Below are 23,637 nucleotides of genomic sequence, written 5' to 3'. Positions count from 1 at the left end.
CATGAGTGGGGCGGACGCGGTGGAGCACCTGCTGGAGCTGCTGGACCTGCTGGCGAACGACGCGGGCAGCGAGCGGCTCGCGGAGGTGCTCCCCGCGGCCCGCGCGGCGGGCGTGACCGGGGTCGGGCTGGACCGGGTCGCGCGGGCGGCCGAGTGGGCGATGCGCGTCCACCGCACGCTCACCGCGCACCGCCGTCGCGAGGCCGAGCTGGAAGCGTTGTTCGACACCGCCAACGACCTGGCGGGCGTGCGCGACCCGGACGCGGTGCTGCGCTCCATCGTGCGGCGCGCGCGGCAGCTCCTCGGCGCCGACATCGCCTACCTGAGCATGAACGACGTCGGCGAGCGCGGCACGTACATGCGGGTCACCGACGGATCGATCTCCGCGCTGTTCCAACAGGTCCGGCTCGGCATGGGCGAAGGGCTGGGCGGGCTCGTGGCGCAGACCGCGCGGCCCTACGTGACCGCCGACTACTTCGCCGACGACCGGTTCGACCACACCGACCCGATCGACGCCGCCGTGCGCGACGAGGGCCTGGTCGCGATCCTCGGCGTGCCGCTGAAGCTCGACCGCCGCGTCATCGGCGTGCTGTACGCGGCCAACCGGTCGCCGCGCCAGTTCCCGCCGGAGGAGGTGGCGCTGCTGTCGTCGCTGGCCGACCACGCGGCCATCGCGCTGGACACCGCGCACCTGCTGGAGGAGACCCGCGCCGCGGGCGGCACGATCCGCGCGCACAACGAGGCCATGCGCCGCGCCGAGGAGGCCCACGACCGGTTGACGGACCTCGTGCTGCGGGGCGCGGACGTGCCCGAGGTGGCCGCCGCCGTGGCGCAGGTCCTCGGCGGCGGGATCGTGGTGCACGACGCGGACGGCGGCGAGCTGGCCCGCATCGGCACCGCGCGGGTCCTGTCGTCGCGGCCCGCGGTCAACGCCTCGCGGGCGAGCGGCCGGGCCGTGCCGCAGGACGGCACGTGGGTGTGCGCGGTGCTGGCGGGCCGCGAGCTGCTCGGCGGCCTGACCCTCACCGACCGCCCCGACCTCGGCGACGCGGACCGCCGGCTGTTCGAGCGCGCGGGCGTCGTCACCGCCCTGCTGCTGCTCCTGCGCCGCACGGTCGCCGAGGCGGAGAACAAGGTGCGCGGCGAGCTGATCACCGACCTGCTCGCGTCGACCGGGCCGGACCCGGTGGCGCTGCGGGCCCGCGCCCGCCGGGTGGGCGTCGAACTGGTCGCCGAGCACGTCGTCCTGGTCGCCGACGGTCCCCGCGACCGGCTGCCGGCCGCCGCCGCGCACCACGCCTCGGCGTGCCGGGGGCTGGCGGGCACGCACGGCGAGCACGTGGTGCTGGTGCTGCCGGGGGCCGACCTCCGCCGCGCCGCGCACGACGCCGCGCGGGTGCTGGGCGCCGCCGTCGGCGTGCCGGTGACCGTGGGCTCGGGCGGCCCGGCGCACGGGCCGCAGCACGTGGCGACCGCGCACGCCGAGGCCGTGCGGTGCCTGCGCGCGCTGCTCCAGCTCGACCGGCGGGGCACTGGCGGCACCCTGGCCGACCTGGGGTTCGTCGGCGTCCTGCTGGGCGACCGGGCCGACGTGACCGGGTACGTGCGCGCGACGCTGGGGCCGCTGCTGGACTACGACGCGAGCCGGGGCACCGAGCTGGTGCGGACGGTCACCGCGTACTTCGCGTGCGGCGCGAACCTCAGCCGGGCCAAGGAGGAGCTGCACGTGCACGTGAACACGGTCGTGCAGCGGCTGGACCGGGTGGCGTCGTTGCTGGGCGAGGACTGGCAGTCGCCGGAGCGGGTGCTGGAGGTGCAGTTGGCGCTGAAGCTGATGCGGGTCGTGGGCTCGGGGCAGCCCTGACCGCGCCGCCGCCCGGCGTGACCCGCCCGGTGCGCCCACCGCGGGCACGCCGGGCGGGTCACGCCGGGCGGGGCGTTCACGCCAGGGCGCACTCCGTCGCGCTCACCACCGCGGGGCGCGGGACGGTCGCGGACGCGGGCGGGCGGGTGCCGGCCAGCCAGCCCTCCAGCGCCGCGAACGCCGTGCGGTGGCACGGGGTCAGCGGGCGCAGGCGGTCCGGGAAGGCGTCGTACAGCGAGTCGACGTGCGTGCCGCCCTCGACGCGGTAGTACCGGAACAGGTGGCCGCGCCCGGCCGCGCGGACCAGGTCGGCGTACGCGTCGGAGCTCTTGCCGATCGGCAGCAGCGCGTCCAGGGTGCCGTGCAGGGTGAGCAGCGGTCTGCCGATGCGACCGGTCAGGGCGATGCGGGCGACGGTCCGCTGCGCCGCCGGCCGTGACGCGTAGTCGTAGTCGGCGTCGCACAGCGGCGTGCCCGGCGCGCAGAACGGGGTGCCCGCCTCGGTCGCGCCGTCCCAGCCCGGGTCCAGCTCCTCGCGGTAGATCCGCTGGGTCAGGTCCCAGTAGTGCTGGTGGTGGAACGGCCAGAGGAACTCCGACTCGGCCGGGAAGCCCGCCGCGACCACCGCCGCGCGGTCGCCCGTCGCGTACCCGGCGAGCGCGGGCGGCAGGAAGGTCAGCAGGTTGGGGCCGCGCGCCGACCACAGCGCGCCCTCCCAGTCGACGCCGCCGTCGTACAGCTCGGGGTGGTTCTCCAGCTGCCAGCGCACCAGGTAGCCGCCGTTGGAGATGCCGGTGGCCAGGGTGCGGGACGGCGGGCGGCAGTAGCGCCGGGCCACGACGGTCCGCGCGGCGCGGGTGAGCTGCGTGACGCGGTGGTTCCACTCGGCGATGGCGTCCCCCGGCCGCTCGCCGTCCCGGTGGAAGGTCACGCCGGTGTTGCCCTTGTCGGTGGCCGCGAACGCGTACCCGCGCGCCAGCGCGAAGTCGCTGATCGCCCGGTCGTTCGCGTACTGCTCGCGCACGCCCGGCGAGCCGGTCACGACGAGGCCGCCGTTCCAGCGGCGCGGCAGGCGGATCACGAACTGCGAGTCGTGCGCCCACCCGTTGTTGGTGTTGCCGGTGGAGGAGTCGGGGAAGTAGCCGTCGACCTGGGTGCCCGCCACCGGGGTCGGCGCGGGCAGGCCGGCCGGGGTGAGGCCCGCCCAGTCGGCCGGGTCGGTGCGCCCACCGGCGGTGGACAGGTCGTCGAGGTGGGTCAGTTCCTGGTGCGCGGCACCGGGAACGCGCAGGGGGCCGCATCCCTCTCGGGCGGACGCGGGCACCGCCTGCACCGTGGTCGCGAGGAGCGCTGCGATCAGCGGGACGGCGATGTTCACCCGTGGACCGTAGGGCGGTTCGCGGCGGCCCGGAATGGTCGCGGCCCCCATGGCCGGTGCGGCGGTTGTGGTGCGCGCAGCCATCGTGCCCGGTGCGGGGCCGCTCTTACCGTCGGGTGCGGACAAGGAGGTCCGCATGCGCGTACTCGCACTGGTCGCCCTGTTGTCGATGACGGTGTTCGCGCCACCCGCGCACGCCGCGAGCGTTGTCGAAGTTCCCTCGTTCGGGCCGAATCCCGGAAACCTGAGGATGTTCCGCCACGTGCCGGACGGGCTGCCCGCGGGGAGCCCGCTGGTGGTCGTGCTGCACGGCTGCAAGCAGGACGCCGGCTACGGCACGTCCAGCGGCTGGGTGTCGCTGGCCGGGCGGATGGGGTTCGCCGTCGTGCTGCCGCAGCAGCAGGGCGCCAACAACCTCAACAAGTGCTTCAACTGGTTCCAGGCCGCCGACACCGCCCGCGGGCAGGGCGAGGCGGCGTCGATCGACTCGATGGTCGCCCGGATGAAGGCCGACTTCGGCACCGGGCGGACGTTCGCCACCGGGCTGTCCGCGGGCGGCGGGATGACCTCGGCCCTGCTCGCCGCCTACCCCGACGTGTACTCGGGCGGCGGCGTGGTGGCCGGGTTGCCCGCGGGCTGCGCCACCACGGTGATCGACGCGTTCGGCTGCATGAACCCGGGCAGGAACCTCACGCCGGGGCAGTGGGGCGACAAGGTGCGCGCGGCGTCGTCGCACCGGGGTCCGTGGCCGACGATGACCGTGTGGCACGGGACGGCCGACCACACCGTCGTCGCGGCCAACCAGCGGGAGATCGTCGAGCAGTGGACCGACGTGCACGGCACCGACGCCACCGCCGACGTGACCGACACCGTTTCGGGTTACCCCCGTGCGACGTACTTCAACAACGCGGGGTCGCCTGTGGTCCGTTCCCACACCGTCACCGGTATGGGTCACGGCCAACCGGTCGATCCCGGCGGGTCACCTCAGCAGTGCGGGACGGCAACGGCTTTCGTGCTGGACGTGAATGCCTGTGCGGCCTACCACCTAGCACAGGAGTGGAGCCTTTAGACCTCCGATCGGGGTGTTTTGTCGCGGCCGGTCGGGGTAGCTGAGTTGACGCAGCGAAGTTCGCACCTCCAGGTGATTTACCTTCACCCGGCGTGAGGTGTCTGCTTCCGGGGTGACTGAGCAACGGCGCTCGAAGCGCGCAGAGCAGGAGTGGGACCTGATCCAGCGCATCCGGAACCTGGCCCACCTGGCCGAACGCACCGCGTTCGACCACTCCAACTTCGTCGGTCCGCCACCGTCCAAGCAGCACCTGGACATCCTGGCGGAGATCCGTGCGCTCACCGAGCAGGCGGTGCAGCAGCGGATGCCGAAGCCGACCGGTCTGCCCCGTCAGGCCGACCCGGTGGACGACGCGACGTTGGCCGCCCCCGCAGTCTGACCGCCGCAGCGGGCTGGGCCGCTCCCAGCCCGCACGACCCCCGTCCGCCGCTCAGCGGCGGCGGACCAGCTTCACCAGGCCCTTGAACGTCTCCTCCAGACCGGAGGAGAACGGGTTGTCGTTGACCAGGTACGTCCACGTCGTGTTCGGGCGCTGCACGCCCGCCTCGGCGAGGTGCGCGCCGTCGGCGTCGATCTGCACCTTGGCGAACGTCTCCTCCGCCTCGTCCCAGGCGTCCGGCACGATCCTGTTGTAGGCCGGGATCGCCTCCCGGTGGAACTCGTCCAGCGGGTTCTGCCTGGCCAGCGCCCGCAGGTGGATGCCCTCGCGCAGGTCGGTCAGGAACGTCAGGTGGTCGCTCCACCGCTGGTCGAGGTGGTGCAGCGCGACCAACCGGGCCGCCTTGACCTTGATCTCGTGGTCGAGGTCCTCCAGCTCGTGCACCCGGTCGGGCTTGCGCGAGGACAGCTCCTCCCACGCCAGCTCCGTGCGCAGCAGCTTGTCGCGGTGCTTGAGCAGCAGCAGCCGCTGGTGCTCGATCAGCTTGTTGTAGCGCCACGTGTTGCGGTGGATCTCCAGCTGCACGCCCTCGGCGATGCGCTGCGCGTGCTCCACGGTGTGCAGCGTGCCCGAGTCGGTCACGCGGCCGGTCTCCTCGTCCACCTCGGCGGGCTCGTCGTGGTCCGGCACGTACTGGGTGACCAGCTCGTCCTGGAGCGAGGAGAAGAACACCGAGCCGCCGGGGTCGCCCTGGCGGCCCGCGCGACCGCGCAGCTGGTCGTCCAGCCGCGACGACGAGTGCCGGCCCGTGCCGATGACGTAGAGGCCGCCCAGCTCGGCGATGCGCTCCCGGTCGGTCGAGTCGTGCCCGCCCAGCCGGATGTCCGTGCCGCGGCCCGCCATCTGGGTCGACACGGTGACGCGCCCGAACGAGCCCGCGTCGGCGATGATCGCGGCCTCCTCGGCGTCGTTCTTCGCGTTGAGGACCACGCACTCCAGGCCGGCCTCGGACAGCTTGCGCGACAGCCGCTCGGACTCGGCCACGTCGAGCGTGCCGACGAGGATCGGGCGGCCCGTCCCGTGGACCTCCTTGATCTCGGCGACGATCGCGGCTTCCTTCTGCTCCAGCGTCGCGTACAGGCGGGGCGCCTCGTCCTCGCGGACCGTCTCCACGTTCGGCGGGATGACCAGCACTTCCAGCTGGTAGAAGTCGCGCAGCTGCTCGGCCACGGCGACCGCGGTGCCGGTCATGCCGCACACCGTGGGGTAGCGGCTCAGCAGCGCCTGCACGGTGATCGAGTCGAGCACCTCGCCCGCGTCGGTCGTGGCCACGTTCTCCTTGGCCTCCACGGCGGCCTGGAGGCCGTCGGGCCAGCGCTGGAGCTTCGCGATCCGGCCGCGGGTGTCGTTGATCAGGTGGACCTTGCCGTCGCGCACGATGTAGTCGACGTCGCGGTGCAGCAGCACCTGGGCGTGCAGGGCGACGTTGACCTTGGACAGCGTGGTCGACACGTGCTCGTCGGAGTACAGGTCGATGCCGCCGAGCGCCCGTTCGACCAGCTCGCTGCCCGCGCCCGTCAGGTAGACGTTGCGCTCCTCGTCGTCGATCTCGAAGTGCAGGTCGCGGCGCAGCCGCTTGACCAGGTCGGCCAGGGCGGGGTCGACGGCGGGACCGGCCGTGGAGCCCGCGAGCACCAGCGGCACGCGCGCCTCGTCGACGAGGACGGAGTCGGCCTCGTCGACCAGCGCCACGCGGGGCTCCGGCACGATCAGGTCGCCCTCGTCGGTGGACAGCCGGTCGCGCAGCACGTCGAAGCCGATCTCGCTGACCGAGGAGTAGGTGACCTCGGCCTGGTAGGCGGCGCGACGCTCCTCGGGCTTGGAGCCCTGGTCGATCCAGCCGACGCTCACGCCGAGCAGCTCGTAGAGGGGGCCCATCCACTGGGCGTCGCGCTGGGCCAGGTAGTCGTTGACCGAGACCACGTGCACCCGGTCGCCGCGCAGCGCGAAGCCGGCGGCGGCGATGGCGCCGGAGAGCGTCTTGCCCTCACCGGTGGCCATCTCGACGACGTGGCCCTCCAGCAGCCCCAGGGCGCCCAGGACCTGCACGTCGAACGGTCGCAGCCCCAGGGCGCGGTCGGCGGCCTCCCGGCCGAGCGCGCAGACCTCGACCAGCTCCTGGCGGCCGAACTCGGACTTCCCGCGCAGCGCCGTGGCGGCCGCGGTCAGTTCCTCGTCACTCAGCGCCTTCACCCGCTCGGCCTGCTCGTTCACCTCGTCGAGCAGCTTGCGGTAGGGCGAGAGGTCGGCGGAGCCGGGCTTCTGCGCGAACCGGCGCAGCTGCTGCTTGAACCGTCCCAGGAGAGTGGTCACGGCACGGCAACGTACGGCAAGGCGACAACGTTCCGCACGTCACCCGGTTGACCGTTCACTCGTCTCGACACGCGGGTTCCGCACTACCACGAGGACGAAGGGACGAATCGGGCACTTTCCGGCACAGCGCCCTTCCGGGGCCGACTACGCGTCGTCACCCCCGTGGTACCCGGGGAACCGGGGAAGGGGCGCGCCCCCGTGGGCGCGCCCCCCCCGGGCGGTCGACCGTCGTCGCCGCTCCCACCCCGGCCCGTCAGGTGCGGTGCGTCTCCCGCAGCCCCAGCACCGAACCCAGCGTCACCAGGCCCATGACCAGCAGGAACGCGGACACCGACATCGACGTCCCGGTCGCCGCCAGCAGCGCCGTCATGACGAACGGCGTGCCGCCGCTCACCAGGATCGACGCCAGCTGGTAGGCCAGCGACGCCCCCGAGTACCGCACCTGCGGCTCGAACAGCTCCGCCAGGTAGGCCGCCACCGGGCCGTAGACCAGGCTCGACGCCACGCCCGACACGGCCAGCGCCACGAAGATCAGCCCCAGCGACGCGGTGTCGATCAACCAGAAGTACGGGAACGCCCACACCGTCATCCCCACCGCCCCCGCGATGATCAGCGGTCGCCGCCCGTGGGTGTCCGACCAGCGACCGGCCAGCAGGATCACCGGCACCGACAGCAGCGACGACAGCAGCGTCACGACCAGCACCGAGTTGCGGGTCAGGCCGAGGTCCCGCGTGGCGTAGTCCAGCACGCCCGCGATGCTGACGTAGAACACGGCGTTCGAGGCGAACATCAGCCCCGCGCCCAGCAGCACCGGCCGCCGGTGGGTGCGCAGGACCTCCGACAGCGGCGCGGCCGGGGGAGCCGGGGCGGACGCGCGCCGCTCCTTGATCTCCCGGAACACCGGGCTGTCCTCCACCTTCAGCTGGATGAACAGCACCACCGGGAACAGCAGCGCGCTGGCCAGGAACGGCACCCGCCAGCCCCACGACGCGAACTCCGCCGCCGGCACCAGGGCGCCGACCAGCAGGAACGCCACGTTGCCGAGGATCACGCCCAGCGGCACACCCGCCTGGCCGAACGTGCCCGCGAAGCCCCGCCTGCCCGGCCCGGCGGTCTCGGTCAGCAGCAGCACGACGCCGCCCCACTGGCCGCCGACCGCGATGCCCTGGAGGAACCGCAGCACCACCAGCAGCACGGGCGCCAGCACGCCGATCGACGCGCTGGTCGGCAGCAGGCCGATGAGGAACGTCGCCAGCGCCATCATCGCCAGGCACGCCACCAGCGCGGGCTTGCGGCCGAACCGGTCGCCCACGTGCCCGAACACCAGGCCGCCGATCGGCCGGGCGACGAAGCCCGCCCAGAACGTGCTGAACGACAGCAGCAGCCCGATCAGCGGCGTCGCCCCCGGGAAGAACAGCTTCGGGAACACGAGCGCCGCCGCGGTGGCGTAGATGAAGAAGTCGTACCACTCCAGGCTGCTGCCCACGAGGCCTGCGCCCATGAGCTTGCGCAGCGTGCGGCGCTGGTCGGGTGGTGCGGTCGTGACCATTCTCTTCCCTTCACCAGGTGTCCACGAACGGGCGTTTCTTCCCGACCCGCGCGACGCGGTCGGGGGAGGTCAGCTGGGTGGTGACCCAGTGCCGCGTGTCCGCCGGGTCGACGACGTCGTCGATCTCGAACGCGGACGCGACGTTGAGCGCCTTGCCGTGCTCGTAGGCGGCGGCGACCATGGCCTCGAACGCCTCGCGCCGCTGCGCGGGGTCGTCGATGGCGTCCAGCTCGCGCCGGTACCCCAGGCGCACCGCGCCCTCCAGCCCCATCGGGCCGAACTCGCCGCTGGGCCACGAGATCGCGAACCGCGGCACCTTGAGGCTGCCCGCGGCCATCGCCTGCGCGCCCAGCCCGTACGCCTTGCGCAGCGCCACGAACCCGAAGGGCACGTCGAGGTTCGCGCCCGCCACGAGCAGCCGGGTCAGGTGCCGCACGGTGGCGGTGCGCTCGGCGTCCGGGCCGACCATGAACCCCGGCGTGTCGCACAGCGACAGCACGGGCAGGTCGAACGCGTCGCACAGCTGGAGGAACCGGGCGGCCTTGTCGGCGGCGTCGGAGTCGATCGCGCCGCCCAGGTGCGCCGGGTCGTTCGCGATCAGCCCCAGCGGCCTGCCCTCGACCCGCACGAGCGCCGTGACGATCCCGCGCCCGAACGCGGCGCGCAGCTCCAGCACCGAGCCGGTGTCGGCCAGCGTCCCCACCGCGGCCCGCACGTCGTAGGCGCGCACCCGGTCCTCGGGCACGACGTGCCGCAGCAGGCGCTGGTCGGCGCACTCCCACCGGTCCACCGGCCCCTGGAAGTACGACAGGTACTTGCGCGCCACGGCGACCGCCTCGGCGTCGTCGGCGACCAGCACGTCGACGACGCCGTTGGGCACCTGCACGTCGACCGGCCCGACCTCCTCCGGCCGGAACACGCCGAGCCCGCCGCCCTCGATCATCGCCGGGCCGCCCATGCCGATGGTGGCGTCCCGCGTCGCGATCACCACGTCGCACGTGCCCAGCAGCACGGCGTTGCCCGCGAAGCACCGGCCCGACGCGATGCCCACCAGCGGCACCAGCGCGGACAGCTTCGCGAACAGGTGGAACGCCATGCAGTCCAGCCAGCTCACGCCGTCGTGGTCGGTGTCGCCGGGCCGACCGCCACCGCCCTCGGCGAACAGCACCACGGGCAGCCGCTGCCGCTCGGCCAGGGCGAACATCCGGTCCTTCTTGGCGTGGTTGCGGATGCCCTGCGTGCCCGCGAGCACCGCGTAGTCGTAGGACATGGCCACGACCCGCTCGCCGCCCACCACGCCGATGCCCGCGACCAGGCCGTCGGCGGGGGTGCGCTCGACCAGCTCGTCCAGCGACCGGCGGCGGCGCTGCGCGGCGATGGCGAGGCCGCCGTACTCGGTGAAGTCCTCGCACAGGTCGGCGATGTTCTCCCGCGCGGTGCGCCGGCCGGCCGCGTGCCGCGCGGCCTCCGCCTCCGGGCGGGCGAAGTCGTGCCGGGCCAGCGTCTCGGCCAGGTCGGGGCGCACGTCGTCCAGGTCCACCTCGACGGCCTTCGCGGTCGCCCCGATGTCGACGCCCGCCGCGTCCACGCCCTCGGCGAGCAGCGCCCCCTCCGGCACCTGGTCGCCCACCGACACCAGCACGCGGCCGTCGCCGACCGGCACGACGTGCTGCATCTTCATCGCCTCGACGACGACCTGGCCGTCCTCGACCGCGACCACGACGCCCTGCACGGGGGAGCGCGCGCCGGTGTCCTCGCGCGGCAGCGAGTCGACGAGGCCGGTGTGCGCGCGCAGCACGTCCGGGTGGTCCAGCAGGCCGCGCAGGAACGGGATGTTCGTGCGGGCGCCGTCCACGGTGAACTCGTCGAGCGCCCGCTTGGCCCGCCGCAGCGCCGTGGCCGGGTCGTCGGCGTGCACGACGACCTTCGCCAGCAGGGGGTCGAAGCCCAGGCCCGCCCGGTAGCCGACGGAGGCGTGCGTGTCCACCCGCACGCCCGGCCCGGTCGGCGGCGTGAACGCCGACAGCCGCCCGGTCGAGGTGAGGCTGACCCGCAGCTGGAGCGCGCTGCCGCGCGGGGTGTGCGCCAGGTCCGGCTCGACCTCGGAGGCCAGCAGCAGCTGCGCCCGCACCAGGTCCAGGCCGGTGACCTGCTCGGTGACGGTGTGCTCGACCTGGAGGCGGGGGTTGGCCTCCAGGAACGCGAACCGCCCGTCCGGCGCGAGCAGGAACTCCACCGTGCCGAGCCCGGTGTAGCGGACGGCGCGGGCGATGACGGTCGCCGCGTCGTGCAGGGCGGAGCGCAGGTCGTCGGCCAGGTCCGGCGCGGGGGCGACCTCGATCACCTTCTGGTGGTGCGACTGCACCGAGCAGTCGCGGTCGCCGAGCACGGTCGTGCCGACCAGTTGCACCTCGACGTGCCGGGCGGGTTCCAGCAGCTCCTCGACGTACACGGCGTCGTCGCCGAACGAGGCCAGCGCCTCCGCCCGGCACCGGCGCACCGCCGCGTCCAGGTCGGCGAGCCGGCGCACGACCCGCACGCCCTTGCCGCCGCCGCCCGCGACCGCCTTCACCACGCACGCCCCGTGCTCCCGGAAGAACCCCTCGAAGTCCTCGCCGGCGCCGGCGAGGACGGGCACGCTCGCGCCGGCGGCCAGCGCACGGGCCCGGGTCTTGTCGCCGAGCAGCTCCAGCACCTCGGGCGGCGGTCCGACGAAGGTCAGGCCGGCCTCGGCGCAGCGGCGCGCGAACCCGGCGTTCTCGGCGAGGAAGCCGTAGCCGGGGTGCACCAGGTCGCAGCCGGACGCCGCGCCGAGCACCGCGTCCGCGTCCAGGTACGACCGCTGGTCGGGCAGGCGCACGGCGCGGTCGGCGAACCGGGCGTGCGCGTCGTCGGAATCGGTGACCAGCGCGACGGTGCCCCAGCCGAGGTCGGCGGCGGCGCGCAGCACGCGGACGGCGATCTCGCCCCGGTTGGCGACGAGCAGCGTGGGCACGGGCTGACCTCCAGAGCGTCTCCACGGTCCTGAGCGACCGCTTAGTATGTGACGGCGGTCGCATACTGGCACCCGGGCTTAGCGTTCGTCCAGAGGGAACCGATCCACCGGGTGGGACGTCCTTGGTGCATTCGGCCCCAGGGGCGCGATCCGGAGAGCAGTCCAGGAGGCACCACCGTGGTTTTCAAGAGGATGTTGCGCGCGTTCGGGGTCGGCGGTCCCACGGTGGACACGGTGCTGGCCAACCCGAACGTCCGGCCGGGCGAGCTGCTCACCGGCGAGGTCCGGATCATGGGCGGCGACCACCCCGCCGACATCGACGAGGTCAAGCTGTCGCTCGTCACCCGGGTCGAGGTGGAGAGCGGCGACAACGAGCACAACCGCACCGTCGAGTTCGCCCGGCTCGTCGTCGGCCGGCGCGTCGCCGTCGGCCCCGGCCAGAACCTCGTGCTCCCGTTCCGGTTCCCCGTGCCGCTGGAGACGCCGCTGACCGTCGTGCACGGCCAACCGCTGCACGGCATGACCATGGGCCTGCGCACCGAGCTGGAGGTGCGCGGCGCCGTCGACCCCGGTGACCTCGACCCGGTCGCCGTGCACCCGGTGCACTCGCAGGAGCACGTGCTCAACGCGTTCGGCGCCCTCGGCTTCCGCTTCCAGCGGGCCGACAACGAGCAGGGCCGCATCCACGGCGTGCCGCAGCAGCTGCCGTTCTACCAGGAGATCGAGTTCCTGCCGCCGCAGCAGTTCCTGTCCAGGATCAGCCAGTTGGAGCTGACCTTCGTGACCGACCCGCACCACCTCTACACGGTGCTGGAGGCCGACCGCCGGGGCGGCCTGTTCCGGCAGGGCGGCGACTCGTTCGGGCACTTCGCGATGACCCACGACGAGGTGGTCCGCACGGACTGGGCGGCGCTGGTGCACCAGTGGATGGAGCAGGTCGCGGGCAGGCGCTCGTCCGGCGGTCACGGGATGCACGGCGGTCACCACGGCGGTCACCACGGTCGGGGGATGGGCGCCGGCGGCCTCGTCGCGGGGGCCGCGGCCGGCGTGTTCGGTGGGATGATCCTCGGTGAGGCCCTCGACGAGGTCGGGGACTTCTTCGAGGGCGAGTGACCCGGCAGGAGGCGTCATGGGCATCGACAGCGTCATCGGCGGTTTGATCATCGGCCTCGTCATCGGCTTGCTGGGCAAGCTGGTCGCGCCGGGCAAGCAGGCCATCCCGATCTGGCTGACGATCGTGGTCGGCGTCGTGGCGGCCTTCCTGGGCACGCTCGTGGCCCGCGCGTTCGGCGTCGAGGAGACACCGCGCGTCGACTGGCTCGAACTGCTCTTCCAGGTCGTCATCTCCGCCGTCGGCGTCAGCCTCGCGGCGGGCTTCTACGGCAAGACGTCCAGGCGCTAGCCGGTCCGGTCCCGGGGACCTCCGGCCCGGGAGGTCCCCCGGGGACCCCTGCTCCCCGGGCGGAGGCGGGGGGACGACAATCCCGGGATGCCCGACGCGCAGCCGATCGACGGCACGACCAGGGGAATCCTCGACGACTTCGGCGCCTACCGCACGGCGCGGCCCGACCACCACCGCGACCTGTTCGCGCGCGGCATGGTCGTGCTCGACACCGCGACCCTGCTCGACCTCTACCGCTACCCCGCCGCCGCCCGCGCGGACCTGCTCAAGGCGCTGCACCGGGTGCGCGACCGCCTCTGGGTGCCGCACCAGGCGCTGGCCGGGTTCTGGCGGGGCCGGGAGGCCGCGCTCGGCGACGTGGGGCGGGCGACCGACGAGGCGACCGCCGCCCTCGCCGCGGCCGAGGAGCAGGCGCTGCGCGGCCTGCGCGCCTGGGCGGACCGGGTGTCGCTCGACGCCGAGTCGCTGCACGGGCTGGAGCAGGGCCTGCGCGACGCGCACGGGCACGTGGCCGACCGCCTGACCGACGTCGCCCGGCGGCACGTCACCGCCGTGGCCGACACCGAGGAGGACCCGGTCGTGGCCGACCTCGACGGCCTGCTCTACGGGCGCGTCGGCGAACCGCGCCCCCACGACCCGGCCGACGAGCCGTCCGGCGAGCCGACGCGGCGCGCGGTCTGGCGGGAACTGCTCGTCGAGGCCACCGCGCGCCGGCAGGACGTCCTGCTCGTCACCGGCGGCTCCGGGGAGGGCTGGTGGCGCGTCGACGACGAGGGCAACCCCCGCGGTCCCCGGCCCGACCTGTACGAGGAGCTGCGCGCGGCGGCCGGGGTGCGGCTGTTCCTGATGCGCCCGGACACCTTCCTGCGGCACGCCCGCGAGCAGTTCGACCTCGCCGTGCGGGAGGGGTCGTTCGCCGACGTCGGCCGCGCCGCGCGGCCCCGGGAGGACGTCACCGGGCTGGAGCGGTTGGCCGGCGCGTTCGTCGCGGACCAGGGCTTCGAGGCGGTGGTGGTCGACTACCGGCGCAACCACGTGGTCGTCGAGGGGGAGCGCCGGGGCGTCGAGCGCGGCGCGCTGGTGCTCGACGCGCAGCGGGGCGACCCGAGGGCCGCCGCGGCGTGGATCGGCGGGCTCGCGCGCAGGCACGCGGGCATCGGCGTGGTCGTCTTCCCCGAACGGCCCGCGGACATGCTGCTCAACGGCGTGAGCGTGCTGGGCGTGCCGGCCGTGTGGCGCTCCGGCGCGGGGTGGGACGGCTCCGACTCCGCCCGCGAGCAGGGCTGGCTGACGCCCTGAGGGTCGCATCCCGAGGGCCGGGCCTCGGGATGCGACCCTCAGGGGGCGGACGCGCCCACCATGCGCAGCACGAGGTCCGCGTACAGGTCGCCGATCTCCTCCGGCGTGCGGCCCCGGTCCGGCTTGAACCAGCGGGCCACGTCGATGCACAGCGACAGCACCGCCAGCACCGCGCCGCGCACGTCGGGCACGTCGAACTCGCCCGCGCGCACGCCCGCCTCGACCATGTCGCGCACGGCCGCCTCGATGCGCCGGCGCAGCTCCACGACCTCGGCCAGGTGCTCGGGGGTCAGCGCGCTCAGCTCGTACTGCACGACCCGCGCGGTCGTGTGGAACTCGGCGTGCCAGGACGCGAACGCGCGCACGGCCGCCGCCAGGCGCGTCGCCGGCGGTCCGTCGGGCACGCGGGTCAGCACGGACAGCGACGTCGTGTGCCCGACCCGGGAGATCTGGAAGAGCAGCTCCTCCTTGGACCGGTAGTGGATGTAGACCGCGGCGGGGGACATGCCGGCCTGCGCGGCGATGTCCCGCGTGGTCGTCGCGTGGTAGCCGCGGACCGAGAACGCGGCGGCCGCGGCGATGAGCATGCGCCTCGCCGCAGGGGGCGTCACCGACGCCCAGGTCTCGTCCAGCAGCGCGAACTCGCCGCGGGTCGACGTCATCACACCCTCCTTGACACGAAGTCGGACGATACCGCACGCTAAGCACACGCTTAGGCCTAAGCAACCGCTTAGTATGGAGGTCCCGAGTGCGCCGCACGCTGTTCGAACCCGACCACGACGCGTTCCGCGAGACCGCGAGGGCATTCGTCGACCGCACGCTCAAGCCGGGGTACGAGAAGTTCGTCGAACAGCGGCACATCGACCGGGAGGTGTGGCTGGAGGCGGGCCGCCAGGGCCTCCTCGGCCTGGAGATCCCCGAGGAGCACGGCGGCAGCGGCGCGAACGACTACCGCTTCAACGCCGTCCTCGGCGAGGAGCTGTCCAAGGTCAGCGCCGGCATGGCGTCGTGCCTGGGCATCCACGGCGACGTCGTCGCCCCCTACCTGGCCGACCTGTGCACCGAGGAGCAGAAGCGGCGCTGGCTGCCCCGGTTCTGCTCGGGCGAGATGACCACGGGCATCGGCATGACCGAGCCGTCCGGCGGCTCCGACCTCGCCGCGCTCAAGAGCAACGCCGTGCGCAAGGGCTCCGACTGGGTCCTCAACGGCTCGAAGACGTTCATCACCAACGGGTTCTCCGCCGACATGGTGGTCATCGCCGCGCGCACCAACCCCGACGTCAAGCCCGCCCGCGGCATCACGCTGTTCGCCGTCGAGACCGGCATGAAGGGCTTCGAGCGCGGCCGCAAGCTCGACAAGGTCGGCCAGCCCGAGTCCGACACCGCCGAGCTGTTCTTCGACGACGTGCTGATCCCCGCCGGGAACGTCATCGGCGAGGTCGACAGGGGCTTCATCCACATGATGGAGCGCCTGCCGCAGGAACGCCTCGGCGGCGCCATCTCCAACCTGGCGCACGCCAGGCAGATCCTGGAGGAGACGATCGCCTACGCCAAGGAGCGCAAGGCGTTCGGCCAGGCCATCGGCACGTTCCAGCACAACAAGTTCACCCTCGCCGAACTGGTCACCAAGGTCGACGTGACGCAGGCGTTCCTGGACCAGTGCACCGACGCGCACACCCGCCGCGAGCTGTCCGCCACCGACGCCGCCAAGGCGAAGTACTGGAGCTCGGACGTGCAGAACGAGGTCATCGACGCCTGCGTGCAGCTGCACGGCGGCTACGGCTACATGACCGAGTACCGCGTGGCCCGCGCCTGGATGGACGCCCGTGTCACCAGGATCTGGGCCGGCTCCAACGAGATCATGAAGGAACTGATCGGCCGCGACCTGGGCCTGTAGTCCCCCGGCGCGCACCCCCACGCGAGGCCGCGACGCCCCGATGGGCCGACTTCCCGGCGGCCGAGCCCGCCGTCTGCGAAGCAGCGGCAGAAGATGAGGAGATCCCATGCCCGAGGCTGTCGTCGTCGCCACCTCGCGGTCCCCGATCGGCCGCGCCCGCAAGGGGTCGCTGGTCGACCTGCGACCGGACGACCTCGCCGCGCAGATCGTCGGCGCGGCCCTCGCCCAGGTGCCCGAGCTGGACCCGCGCGAGATCACCGACCTGCACCTGGGGTGCGCCGAACCGCAGGACGAGCACGGCCAGAACGCGGCCCGCCGGATCGCGGTGCAGCTCGGCCTGGACACGGTGCCCGGCACCACGGTCAACCGGTTCTGCGCCTCCTCGGTGCAGACCGCGCGGATGGCGTTCCACGCGATCAAGGCGGGCGAGGGGCACGCGTTCGTCAGCGCGGGCGTGGAGTGCGTCTCCCGCTACCGGCACGGCGACCCGTACCTCAACCCGCTGTTCGCCGACGCGATGACCCGCACCGAGCGCACCGCCGCGACCAACGAGGTGTGGCACGACCCGCGCGAGGACGGCCTGCTGCCGGACTACTACATCTCCATGGGGCAGACCGCGGAGAACGTCGCCACGCTGCTCGGCATCTCCCGCGCCGAGCAGGACGAGTTCGGCGTGCGCTCGCACAACCTGGCCGAGAAGGCGATCGCCGACGGCTTCTTCGAGCGCGAGATCACGCCGGTGACCCTGCCCGACGGCACGGTGGTGCGCACCGACGACGGCCCGCGCAAGGGCGTGACACCGGAGGCGGTCGGCGCGCTCACGCCGTCCTTCCGTCCACAGGGGACGGTCACGCCCGGCAACTGCTGCCCGCTCAACGACGGCGCGGCGGCCGTGGTGGTCATGAGCGACACGAGGGCGCGCGAGCTCGGCCTGACGCCGTTGGCGCGCATCGTGTCCACCGGCGTGTCCGGCCTCAGCCCGGAGATCATGGGACTGGGCCCCGTCGACGCCACCCGGCAGGCCCTCGGGCACGCGGGCATGTCCATCGGCGACATCGACCTGGTCGAGATCAACGAGGCGTTCGCCGTGCAGGTGCTGGGCAGCCAGCGCGCGCTCGGCATCGACGTCGACAAGCTCAACGTGCACGGCGGCGCCATCGCGCTGGGCCACCCGTTCGGCTCCACCGGCGCGCGCATCATGACGACCCTGATCAACGGGATGCGCGCCCGCGACGCGCAGTTCGGCCTGGAGACGATGTGCGTCGGCGGCGGTCAGGGCATGGCGATCATCCTGGAAAGGCTTTCCTGATGGGCATCCTCGACAAGTTCCGGCTCGACGGGAAGGTCGCGATCGTCACCGGCGCGTCGTCGGGCCTGGGCGTGGCGTTCGCCAAGGGCCTCGCCGAGGCGGGCGCGGACGTCGTGCTGGCCGCGCGGCGCGTGGACCGCCTGGAGGCCACCGCGCGGCTGGTCGAGGCGGCCGGCCGGCGGGCGCTGGTCGTGGCCGCGGACGTGGCGCAGCCCGACGACTGCCGCGAGGTGGCCCGCGCCGCCGCCGACTTCGGCCGGGTCGCGGTGCTGGTGAACAACGCGGGCGTGGCCTCCGCGGTGCCCGCGTCGCGGGAGACGCCCGAGCAGTTCCTCGGCGTCATGGACGTCAACCTCAACGGCGCCTACTGGATGGCCCAGGCGGCGGCGGCCGTGATGACCGACGGCGGGTCGATCGTCAACGTGTCGTCCGTGCTCGGCCTGGTCTCCGGCGGGCTGCCGCAGGCCGCCTACTCCGCGTCGAAGGCCGGACTGCTCGGCCTGACCCGCGACCTGGCCCAGCAGTGGACCGGCCGCAAGGGCATCCGGGTCAACGCCCTCGCGCCCGGCTACTTCGCCTCCGAGATGACCGACCAGTACCCCGAGGGCTACCTGGAGGGGCACATCGCGCGCCTGCCGCTGGGCCGGGTGGGCGATCCGGAGGAGCTGGCGGCGGCCGTGGTGTTCCTCGCCTCCCCGGCGGGTGGCTACACCACCGGCGCGACGTTCGTCGTCGACGGCGGCGTGACGCTCGGGGGCTGATTCGCCGGTTGTGGTGACGTCGCGGCACGGGGCGACCTAACCTGGTGGTCCGGCACCTCGATCACCGGCGCAGGGGAGTCCCGTGGTCGCGACGAGCACGACCGACGAGCCAGGCTTGACCGTCCTCGACCCGCCTCGCCCGGTCTTCCGGCGCAAGCGCTTCCTGCTGCCGTTCGGCGTCTCCGCGGGCCTGGCGCTCGTGGGGGTCGTCGCGCTGTTCGCGGGAGGCACGGTCGCCCTGCCGTTCCAGGCCGTCACCGTCGTCCGCGCCCTGATGGCGTCGAAGGCGGACTTCTTCAACGACGGAGAGGTCCGCCGCATCCTGATGTCCAAGGGCATCCAGGTGCACCTGACCGACTCCGGCGGCTCGCTGGAGATCTCCCGGGACAAGGCCGACTCCTTCGACTTCGTCATGCCGTCCGGCCAGGTCACCGCCCGGCGCATCCACGACGAGCTGGGCGGCACGCTGTTCTACCCGTTCACCACGCCGCTGGTGGTCGCCGCGTTCCGCGAGTACGCCGACGCGCTCGGGCCCGGGGGCGTCGCCACGCCCCGCAGCGAGGGCTCGCTCTACTACCGGCTCGACATGGCCGCGTTCGTCGAGCTGACCCGGTCGCACACGACCTGGGCCGCGCTGGGCACGGGCCTGGGCAACGCCAACCAGGTCATCGCCCAGTCGCCCGACCCGTGCCGGGCCTACTCCGGCGCCGCCTACCTCGGGCTGGTCGCGTTCGCGCTCAACGGCAAGCGCACGCCCACCGCCGCCGACGCGGCGGAGGTCGCGGCCCGCGTCCGGCCGCTGTTCGAGGTCGAGGGCCAGTTCGGCGCGGGCATCGGCCGCACCTTCTTCGCACCGGACGGCCGCACGTTCGCGCCCGTCGGCGTCGTCTACGAGCACCAGTACCTGGCCTACCAGATCCGCACCAAGCAGGAGACGGGCGCGGTGGACGCCTCCCGCGTGCTGCTCTACCCCGACGCCCACCACCACACCGAGCCGTGGCTGATCGCGTTCAGCGAGGCGGGGGAGCGGGTGGGCCGGCTGCTGGACACCGACCCGGACCTGCGGCGGCGCGCGCTGGAGCTGGGGTTCCGGCTCGGCCGCGCGGGCAGCGCGTCCCTGGGCGACGTGCTGGCGGGGCGCGGCATCGAGGAACCCGACCCCGGCGCGGGCGGCACCGAGACGTTCCTGCCCAGGTCCGAGGACCTGGCGGCGATGATCGGCGAGGTCGCCCGCTGCCCGAGCGGGGTGCCCCTGTGAGGCGGCTCGCCGCACTGCTGGTCCTGGCGCTGGTGGGCGGCTGCACGACCGCGACGCCCGACCCCGTCGTGGTGACCGTGCTCGCCGGTTCAGAGCTGGCCGACCTCGAACCGGTGCTGGCCGACCTGCGCCGCGACACCGGCGTGGAGCTGAAGCTCGACTACCGGGGCACGGTGCGGGCCAGCGAGGAGCTGGCCGCGGGCACCGGCCACGACCTCGCCTGGCTGGCCACCAACCGCTACCTGCGGCTGCGCGGCGCCGACGTGCCGCTGTCCACCAGCACGATGCTCTCGCCGCTGGTGCTGGGCGTGAAGGCGGGCCGCGCGGACGGGCTGCGCGGCGGGTCGTGGGCGGACGTGGCGGCCCGCGCGGCGGCGGGGGAGCTGCGGTTCGCGATGGCCGACCCGAGGGTGGCCGGCAGCGGCCTGGCCGCGCTGATCGGCGTCGCCACGGCCGCCGCGGGCACCGGCGCGGCGCTGCGCCCCGGGGACGTGGCGTGCGACAAGCTCCAGGGCTTCCTCACCGGCCGGGTGGTCGGCGCGGACGGCGCGGCCGAGGTCGCCGAGGAGTACGTGCGGCGGCAGGACGAGGTGGACGCCGTCGTCGGCTACGAGTCGACCGTGTTGTCGCTCAACGCCTCCGGGCGGCTGCGCGAACCGCTGGACGTCGTCTACCCGCGTGACGGCATCGTGCTGTCGGACTACCCGCTGATGCTGCTCGAACCGGGCAAGCGGGCGGTCTACGACCGGGTGGTGGACTGGCTGCGCACGCCGTCCGCCCAGAAGTCGATCATGGAGCGCACGCTGCGCCGCCCGGTCGACGCCTCGCTGGATCGCGTGGCGCAGCTGCGCGAACCCGTCGGCACGGCGCTGTACTTCCCGGCGACGCAGGACGTGGTGGACTCCCTGCTCGCCGCCTACGACCGGGCCGGGCAGCCCGCCACCGTGGTGTTCGTGCTCGACCACTCCACGTCGATGGAGGGCCCGCGCATCGCCGGGCTGCGCGAGGTGTTCGCGACGCTGGGCCTCGGCGGCGGCTTCGACCGGTTCCGGGTGGGGGAGACGGTGGTGCTGGTGCGGTTCGCCGGGACCGTGCTGGAGGAGCGGTCGGTGACCGTGCGCGGCGAGGCCGACCTGGCGGAGCTGTCGCGGGCGCTGGGCTCGGCGGGGCTGGCCGGCCACACGGCGATCTTCTCCGCCCTCGACCACGCCTACCGGCTCGCGGGCGGCGGCACGGTCGTGCTGATGACCGACGGCGAGAACAACGCGGGGATGAGCGCGGACGAACTGCTGGCCGCGTGGCCCGCCCCGCCCCGCACGTACGCGATCCGGTTCGGCGAGGCCGACCCGGCTGAGCTGGCCCGGGTGGCGCTGGCGGGCGGCGGCCGGGTCGTGGACGCGACCTCCGGGTCGCTGCCGGAGGCGGTGAGGGAGATCCGTGGCTGTCGATAGGGCGCTGTGGTGGTCCGTCTGGTGGCCGTGGGCGGTCGTGTGGGTGGTGACCGCCCTCGCGCTGCTCGTCGCCGTCGGCGTGGCGGTGTGGGCGTGGCGCTCCCGGCACCGGTTCGCGCCCCCGCGCGACGTGCCGGGGCTGACGATCTACCTCAACGAGAAGTCCGTGATGGACCTCTACCAGGTCGGCCGGTACGGCGACGCGATGACCAAGGAGGTCGTGGACCGCGTCGGCGTCACCAAGGACGGCAAGATCGCGCTCAAGGGCCTCGACCTCGGGGTGGAGGGCGTGCGCACGTCCGGGCGCGAGGTGGTGAAGACCTACATCGAGAACTCCGAGCCGATCGCGGTGATCGGCGTGCTGCTGGGCGCGCTGGAGTCGGCCTCCGGCGTGGTGCACGTGGACCTGCGCGACCGGACGCTGCTGCGCAACACCGCCCTGGAGCAGCACCTGGGCGCCTCGGGGGCGGTGCGGCTGCGGCGCGTCGACTCGTACGTGTCGGTCAAGGGCGTGTTCCGGGTCCACTCCCAGGGCGACGGCACGACGGTGTTCCTGGCCCCGTTCGGCGACCCGGACGACCCGGAGACCGGTCCGCAGGTGCGCGTCGAGTGCCTGGACTCGGGGCTGCGCGACGACGTGGTGCCCGACGGCGGGTTCCACGCCCGGTGCCTGGGCAAGGTGCAGGCGTGGAAGGCGGAGGAGGGGCACCTGGTCGTGCGACCCATCGCGATGTTCCAGTGATCGCCGCGTGCGATGCTTGGCGCATGGCATCGGTACCGGAGCGGCTGATCGACGCGGCGACCCGGCTGTTCGCCGCGAAGGGCTTCGACCGGGTCGCGGTGCAGGAGATCGTCGACCTGGCGGGCGTCACCAAGGGCGCCATGTACCACTACTTCGGGTCCAAGGACGACCTGCTGCACGAGATCTACGGCAGCCTGCTGCGGATGCAGACCGAGCGGCTGGTGGGGATCGCGGACGGGTCCGCGCCGGTCGCCGAACGGCTGCGCGCCGCCGCCGTGGACGTCGTCGTGACCTCCGTGGACAACTTCGACCAGGCCCGCGTGTACTTCCGCTCGGCCGACCAGTTGGCGGAGGACAAGCGCCGCGAGGTGCGCGCCGAGCGACGCCGCTACCACGAGCGGTTCCGTTCGCTGGTCGAGGAGGGCCAGGAGGCGGGGGTGTTCCGCGCCGACGTGCCCGCGGACCTCACCGTCCACTACTTCTTCGGCACCGTGCACCACCTCGGCCAGTGGTACAGCGCGGACGGCCCGCTGTCGGCCGAGCAGGTCGGCGGGCACTTCGCCGATCTGCTGCTGGGGTCGCTGCGCCCCGCCTAGGGTGCGGGGCACCGGGCCACGCCGGGGGACGTGGCCCGGCGGTTCCGCCGAGTCCTCCCGCTAGGCGACGAGCAGCACCACGGTCTCGGCGACGCACGCGGGCTTGGGGTGGCCGTCGATCTCGACGGTCACCTTCACCACCGCCTGCCTGCCCTGCGCGGTGTCGGTGATCTCGACCAGCTCGGCGCCCGCCCGGACGCGCGAGCCCACCGTGACCGGGCTGGGGAAGCGGACCTTGTTCAGGCCGTAGTTCACGCCCATCTTCAAGCCCTGGACGGTGTAGACGTCGCGCACCAGCATCGGGATGAGCGACAGCGTGAGGTAGCCGTGCGCGACCGGGGCGCCGAACGGTCCGGCGGCGGCCTTCTCCAGGTCGACGTGGATCCACTGGTGGTCGCCGGTGGCGTCGGCGAACAGGTTGATCTCGTCCTGGGTGATCTCGTGCCAGTCGCCGAAGCCCAGGTGCTCGCCCCGGGCGGCGGCCAGTTCGTCGAGGTTCGCGAATACCCGCATGTCAGTCCTTCGGTCCGCCGGCGACGTACAGGACCTGACCGGACACGAACCCCGCGCCGTCGCTCACCAGGAACGACGCCGTGTGCGCGATGTCCTCGGGCGTGCCGACGCGGCCGACCGGGATGGCGGCGGCGGCGCCCTTCTTGAAGTCCTCGAAGTCCACGCCGACGCGGGCCGCGGTGGCGGCGGTCATGTCGGTGGCGATGAAGCCCGGGGCGATCGCGTTGACCGTGACGCCGAACTTGCCCAGCTCGATGGCCAGCGTCTTGGTGAAGCCCTGGAGGCCCGCCTTGGCGGCGGCGTAGTTGGCCTGGCCCCGGTTGCCCAGCGCGGAGGTGCTGGACAGGTTCACGATCCGGCCCCAGCCCGCCTTCGTCTGGTACCGCTGCACCGCGCGGCTCATCAGGAACGAGCCCCGCAGGTGCACGTTCACGACCGTGTCCCAGTCGTCGTCGGTCATCTTGAACAGCAGGTTGTCGCGCAGGACACCCGCGTTGTTCACCAGGACGACCGGCGGGCCCAGCTCGTCGGCCACGCGCTGCACGGCCGCCTCCACCGCGGCGCTGTCGCCGACGTCCACCCCCACCGCGAGGGCCGTGCCGCCCGCGGCCCGGATCTTCCCGACGGCGTCCGCGCAGCCGTCCTCGTCCAGGTCGAGCAGCGCGACGGCGAACCCGTCCTGCGCGAGGCGGGTGGCTACGGCGGCGCCGATGCCCCGCGCGGCGCCGGTGACGATCGCCACCCGTGCGTCAGTCTCGGCCACGGTCAGTCCTCCTTGATCTGCGGGCCTAAGCAACCGCTT

Annotated in this window: 20 protein-coding genes; 13 read left to right on the top strand and 7 right to left on the bottom strand. The window is 73.5% G+C overall.

The genetic code is table 11. The annotated features are described in order from the left end of the window. The first annotated feature begins 1 nt into the window (after window position 1). Complete coding sequence (locus CKY47_RS32950; RefSeq protein ID WP_306750260.1) at window positions 2-1,864, top strand: helix-turn-helix domain-containing protein; 1,863 nt, start codon at window positions 2-4, stop codon at window positions 1,862-1,864. A gap of 76 nt (window positions 1,865-1,940) precedes the next feature. Here the strand turns inward: CKY47_RS32950 and CKY47_RS32945 are convergent, their stop codons facing one another. Continuing rightward, entirely contained in the window at window positions 1,941-3,293 is a 1,353-nt protein-coding gene (locus CKY47_RS32945; RefSeq protein ID WP_371320778.1) for a tannase/feruloyl esterase family alpha/beta hydrolase, read from the bottom strand. 85 nt (window positions 3,294-3,378) lie between these two features. Between CKY47_RS32945 and CKY47_RS32940 the strand changes: the two genes are divergently transcribed. Then, window positions 3,379-4,311 carry an extracellular catalytic domain type 1 short-chain-length polyhydroxyalkanoate depolymerase gene (locus tag CKY47_RS32940; protein WP_306750258.1) on the top strand — a complete coding sequence of 311 codons (933 nt, stop codon included), beginning with the start codon at window positions 3,379-3,381 and terminating at the stop codon, window positions 4,309-4,311. Window positions 4,312-4,423: 112 nt separating this feature from the next. After that, on the top strand, window positions 4,424-4,690 hold the full coding sequence (locus CKY47_RS32935) for a hypothetical protein (RefSeq protein WP_306750257.1): 267 nt from the start codon (window positions 4,424-4,426) through the stop codon (window positions 4,688-4,690). Window positions 4,691-4,741: 51 nt separating this feature from the next. Here CKY47_RS32935 and secA2 read toward each other — a convergent pair whose 3' ends face one another. The 3 genes from secA2 to CKY47_RS32920 form a co-directional block, all read right to left on the bottom strand. Further along, window positions 4,742-7,063 (bottom strand): accessory Sec system translocase SecA2, encoded by a 2,322-nt coding sequence (gene secA2 / locus CKY47_RS32930; RefSeq protein WP_306750256.1) that lies wholly within the window; start codon window positions 7,061-7,063, stop codon window positions 4,742-4,744. Window positions 7,064-7,316: 253 nt separating this feature from the next. Beyond that, complete coding sequence (locus CKY47_RS32925; RefSeq protein WP_306750255.1) at window positions 7,317-8,612, bottom strand: MFS transporter; 1,296 nt, start codon at window positions 8,610-8,612, stop codon at window positions 7,317-7,319. A 10-nt stretch (window positions 8,613-8,622) separates the two neighbouring features. Then, window positions 8,623-11,607: an acetyl-CoA carboxylase family protein gene (locus CKY47_RS32920; protein WP_306750254.1), complete on the bottom strand. Its 2,985-nt coding sequence runs from the start codon at window positions 11,605-11,607 to the stop codon at window positions 8,623-8,625. A 192-nt stretch (window positions 11,608-11,799) separates the two neighbouring features. Between CKY47_RS32920 and CKY47_RS32915 the strand changes: the two genes are divergently transcribed. The 3 genes from CKY47_RS32915 (at window position 11,800) to CKY47_RS32905 (ending at window position 14,308) form a co-directional block, all read left to right on the top strand. Then, on the top strand, window positions 11,800-12,720 hold the full coding sequence (locus CKY47_RS32915) for a sporulation protein (RefSeq protein WP_306750344.1): 921 nt from the start codon (window positions 11,800-11,802) through the stop codon (window positions 12,718-12,720). A 16-nt stretch (window positions 12,721-12,736) separates the two neighbouring features. After that, window positions 12,737-13,009, top strand: coding sequence for a GlsB/YeaQ/YmgE family stress response membrane protein (locus tag CKY47_RS32910; protein ID WP_306750253.1), 273 nt, complete (start codon window positions 12,737-12,739; stop codon window positions 13,007-13,009). An 87-nt stretch (window positions 13,010-13,096) separates the two neighbouring features. After that, window positions 13,097-14,308: a PIN-like domain-containing protein gene (locus CKY47_RS32905; RefSeq protein WP_306750252.1), complete on the top strand. Its 1,212-nt coding sequence runs from the start codon at window positions 13,097-13,099 to the stop codon at window positions 14,306-14,308. A gap of 38 nt (window positions 14,309-14,346) precedes the next feature. Here CKY47_RS32905 and CKY47_RS32900 read toward each other — a convergent pair whose 3' ends face one another. After that, entirely contained in the window at window positions 14,347-14,970 is a 624-nt protein-coding gene (locus CKY47_RS32900) for a TetR/AcrR family transcriptional regulator (RefSeq protein WP_306750251.1), read from the bottom strand. A gap of 86 nt (window positions 14,971-15,056) precedes the next feature. Between CKY47_RS32900 and CKY47_RS32895 the strand changes: the two genes are divergently transcribed. The 7 genes from CKY47_RS32895 to CKY47_RS32865 all read left to right on the top strand — a co-directional run bounded on the left by CKY47_RS32895 (window position 15,057) and on the right by CKY47_RS32865 (window position 22,322). Further along, on the top strand, window positions 15,057-16,205 hold the full coding sequence (locus tag CKY47_RS32895; RefSeq protein WP_306750250.1) for an acyl-CoA dehydrogenase family protein: 1,149 nt from the start codon (window positions 15,057-15,059) through the stop codon (window positions 16,203-16,205). Window positions 16,206-16,311: 106 nt separating this feature from the next. Continuing rightward, on the top strand, window positions 16,312-17,514 hold the full coding sequence (locus CKY47_RS32890) for an acetyl-CoA C-acetyltransferase (protein WP_306750249.1): 1,203 nt from the start codon (window positions 16,312-16,314) through the stop codon (window positions 17,512-17,514). Continuing rightward, window positions 17,514-18,275, top strand: coding sequence for an SDR family NAD(P)-dependent oxidoreductase (locus CKY47_RS32885; RefSeq protein WP_306750248.1), 762 nt, complete (start codon window positions 17,514-17,516; stop codon window positions 18,273-18,275). The genes CKY47_RS32890 and CKY47_RS32885 overlap by 1 nt, the downstream gene beginning before the upstream one ends. Window positions 18,276-18,390: 115 nt before the next feature. Beyond that, window positions 18,391-19,533, top strand: a complete 1,143-nt coding sequence (locus CKY47_RS32880) for a hypothetical protein (RefSeq protein ID WP_306750247.1) — start codon at window positions 18,391-18,393, stop codon at window positions 19,531-19,533. Then, on the top strand, window positions 19,530-20,984 hold the full coding sequence (locus tag CKY47_RS32875; protein ID WP_306750246.1) for a vWA domain-containing protein: 1,455 nt from the start codon (window positions 19,530-19,532) through the stop codon (window positions 20,982-20,984). Before CKY47_RS32880 ends, CKY47_RS32875 begins: the two co-directional genes overlap by 4 nt. Beyond that, a complete protein-coding gene (locus CKY47_RS32870) occupies window positions 20,971-21,726 on the top strand; it encodes a hypothetical protein (RefSeq protein ID WP_306750245.1) in 756 nt (251 codons plus the stop codon). The genes CKY47_RS32875 and CKY47_RS32870 overlap by 14 nt, the downstream gene beginning before the upstream one ends. Before the next feature lie 23 nt (window positions 21,727-21,749). Further along, the gene (locus CKY47_RS32865; protein ID WP_306750244.1) at window positions 21,750-22,322 is read left to right on the top strand and encodes a TetR/AcrR family transcriptional regulator; all 573 of its coding nucleotides are present in this window, start codon (window positions 21,750-21,752) and stop codon (window positions 22,320-22,322) included. Between the two features lie 60 nt (window positions 22,323-22,382). Here CKY47_RS32865 and CKY47_RS32860 read toward each other — a convergent pair whose 3' ends face one another. After that, window positions 22,383-22,835 (bottom strand): MaoC family dehydratase, encoded by a 453-nt coding sequence (locus CKY47_RS32860; protein WP_306750243.1) that lies wholly within the window; start codon window positions 22,833-22,835, stop codon window positions 22,383-22,385. A 1-nt stretch (window position 22,836) separates the two neighbouring features. After that, window positions 22,837-23,598: a 3-oxoacyl-ACP reductase FabG gene (gene fabG, locus CKY47_RS32855; protein ID WP_306750242.1), complete on the bottom strand. Its 762-nt coding sequence runs from the start codon at window positions 23,596-23,598 to the stop codon at window positions 22,837-22,839. Window positions 23,599-23,637 lie beyond the last annotated feature (39 nt).

The sequence above is a fragment of the Saccharothrix longispora genome, assembly GCF_030852425.1.
GTDB lineage: Bacteria > Actinomycetota > Actinomycetes > Mycobacteriales > Pseudonocardiaceae > Actinosynnema > Actinosynnema longispora.
Note: the sequence above shows the minus strand (reverse complement) of the source record. Positions and strands in the feature narration are given on the sequence as shown.

Excerpts from the sequence above, each read along its gene's own strand:
- CKY47_RS32950 (WP_306750260.1), top strand. The coding sequence starts at position 2 with ATGAGTGGGGCGGACGCGGTGGAGCACCTGCTGGAGCTGCTGGACCTG.
- CKY47_RS32945 (WP_371320778.1), bottom strand. The coding sequence starts at position 3,293 with ATGGGGGCCGCGACCATTCCGGGCCGCCGCGAACCGCCCTACGGTCCA.
- CKY47_RS32940 (WP_306750258.1), top strand. The coding sequence starts at position 3,379 with ATGCGCGTACTCGCACTGGTCGCCCTGTTGTCGATGACGGTGTTCGCG.
- CKY47_RS32925 (WP_306750255.1), bottom strand. The coding sequence starts at position 8,612 with ATGGTCACGACCGCACCACCCGACCAGCGCCGCACGCTGCGCAAGCTC.
- CKY47_RS32915 (WP_306750344.1), top strand. The coding sequence starts at position 11,800 with ATGTTGCGCGCGTTCGGGGTCGGCGGTCCCACGGTGGACACGGTGCTG.
- CKY47_RS32910 (WP_306750253.1), top strand. The coding sequence starts at position 12,737 with ATGGGCATCGACAGCGTCATCGGCGGTTTGATCATCGGCCTCGTCATC.
- CKY47_RS32905 (WP_306750252.1), top strand. The coding sequence starts at position 13,097 with ATGCCCGACGCGCAGCCGATCGACGGCACGACCAGGGGAATCCTCGAC.
- CKY47_RS32900 (WP_306750251.1), bottom strand. The coding sequence starts at position 14,970 with ATGACGTCGACCCGCGGCGAGTTCGCGCTGCTGGACGAGACCTGGGCG.
- CKY47_RS32890 (WP_306750249.1), top strand. The coding sequence starts at position 16,312 with ATGCCCGAGGCTGTCGTCGTCGCCACCTCGCGGTCCCCGATCGGCCGC.
- CKY47_RS32885 (WP_306750248.1), top strand. The coding sequence starts at position 17,514 with ATGGGCATCCTCGACAAGTTCCGGCTCGACGGGAAGGTCGCGATCGTC.
- CKY47_RS32865 (WP_306750244.1), top strand. The coding sequence starts at position 21,750 with ATGGCATCGGTACCGGAGCGGCTGATCGACGCGGCGACCCGGCTGTTC.
- CKY47_RS32860 (WP_306750243.1), bottom strand. The coding sequence starts at position 22,835 with ATGCGGGTATTCGCGAACCTCGACGAACTGGCCGCCGCCCGGGGCGAG.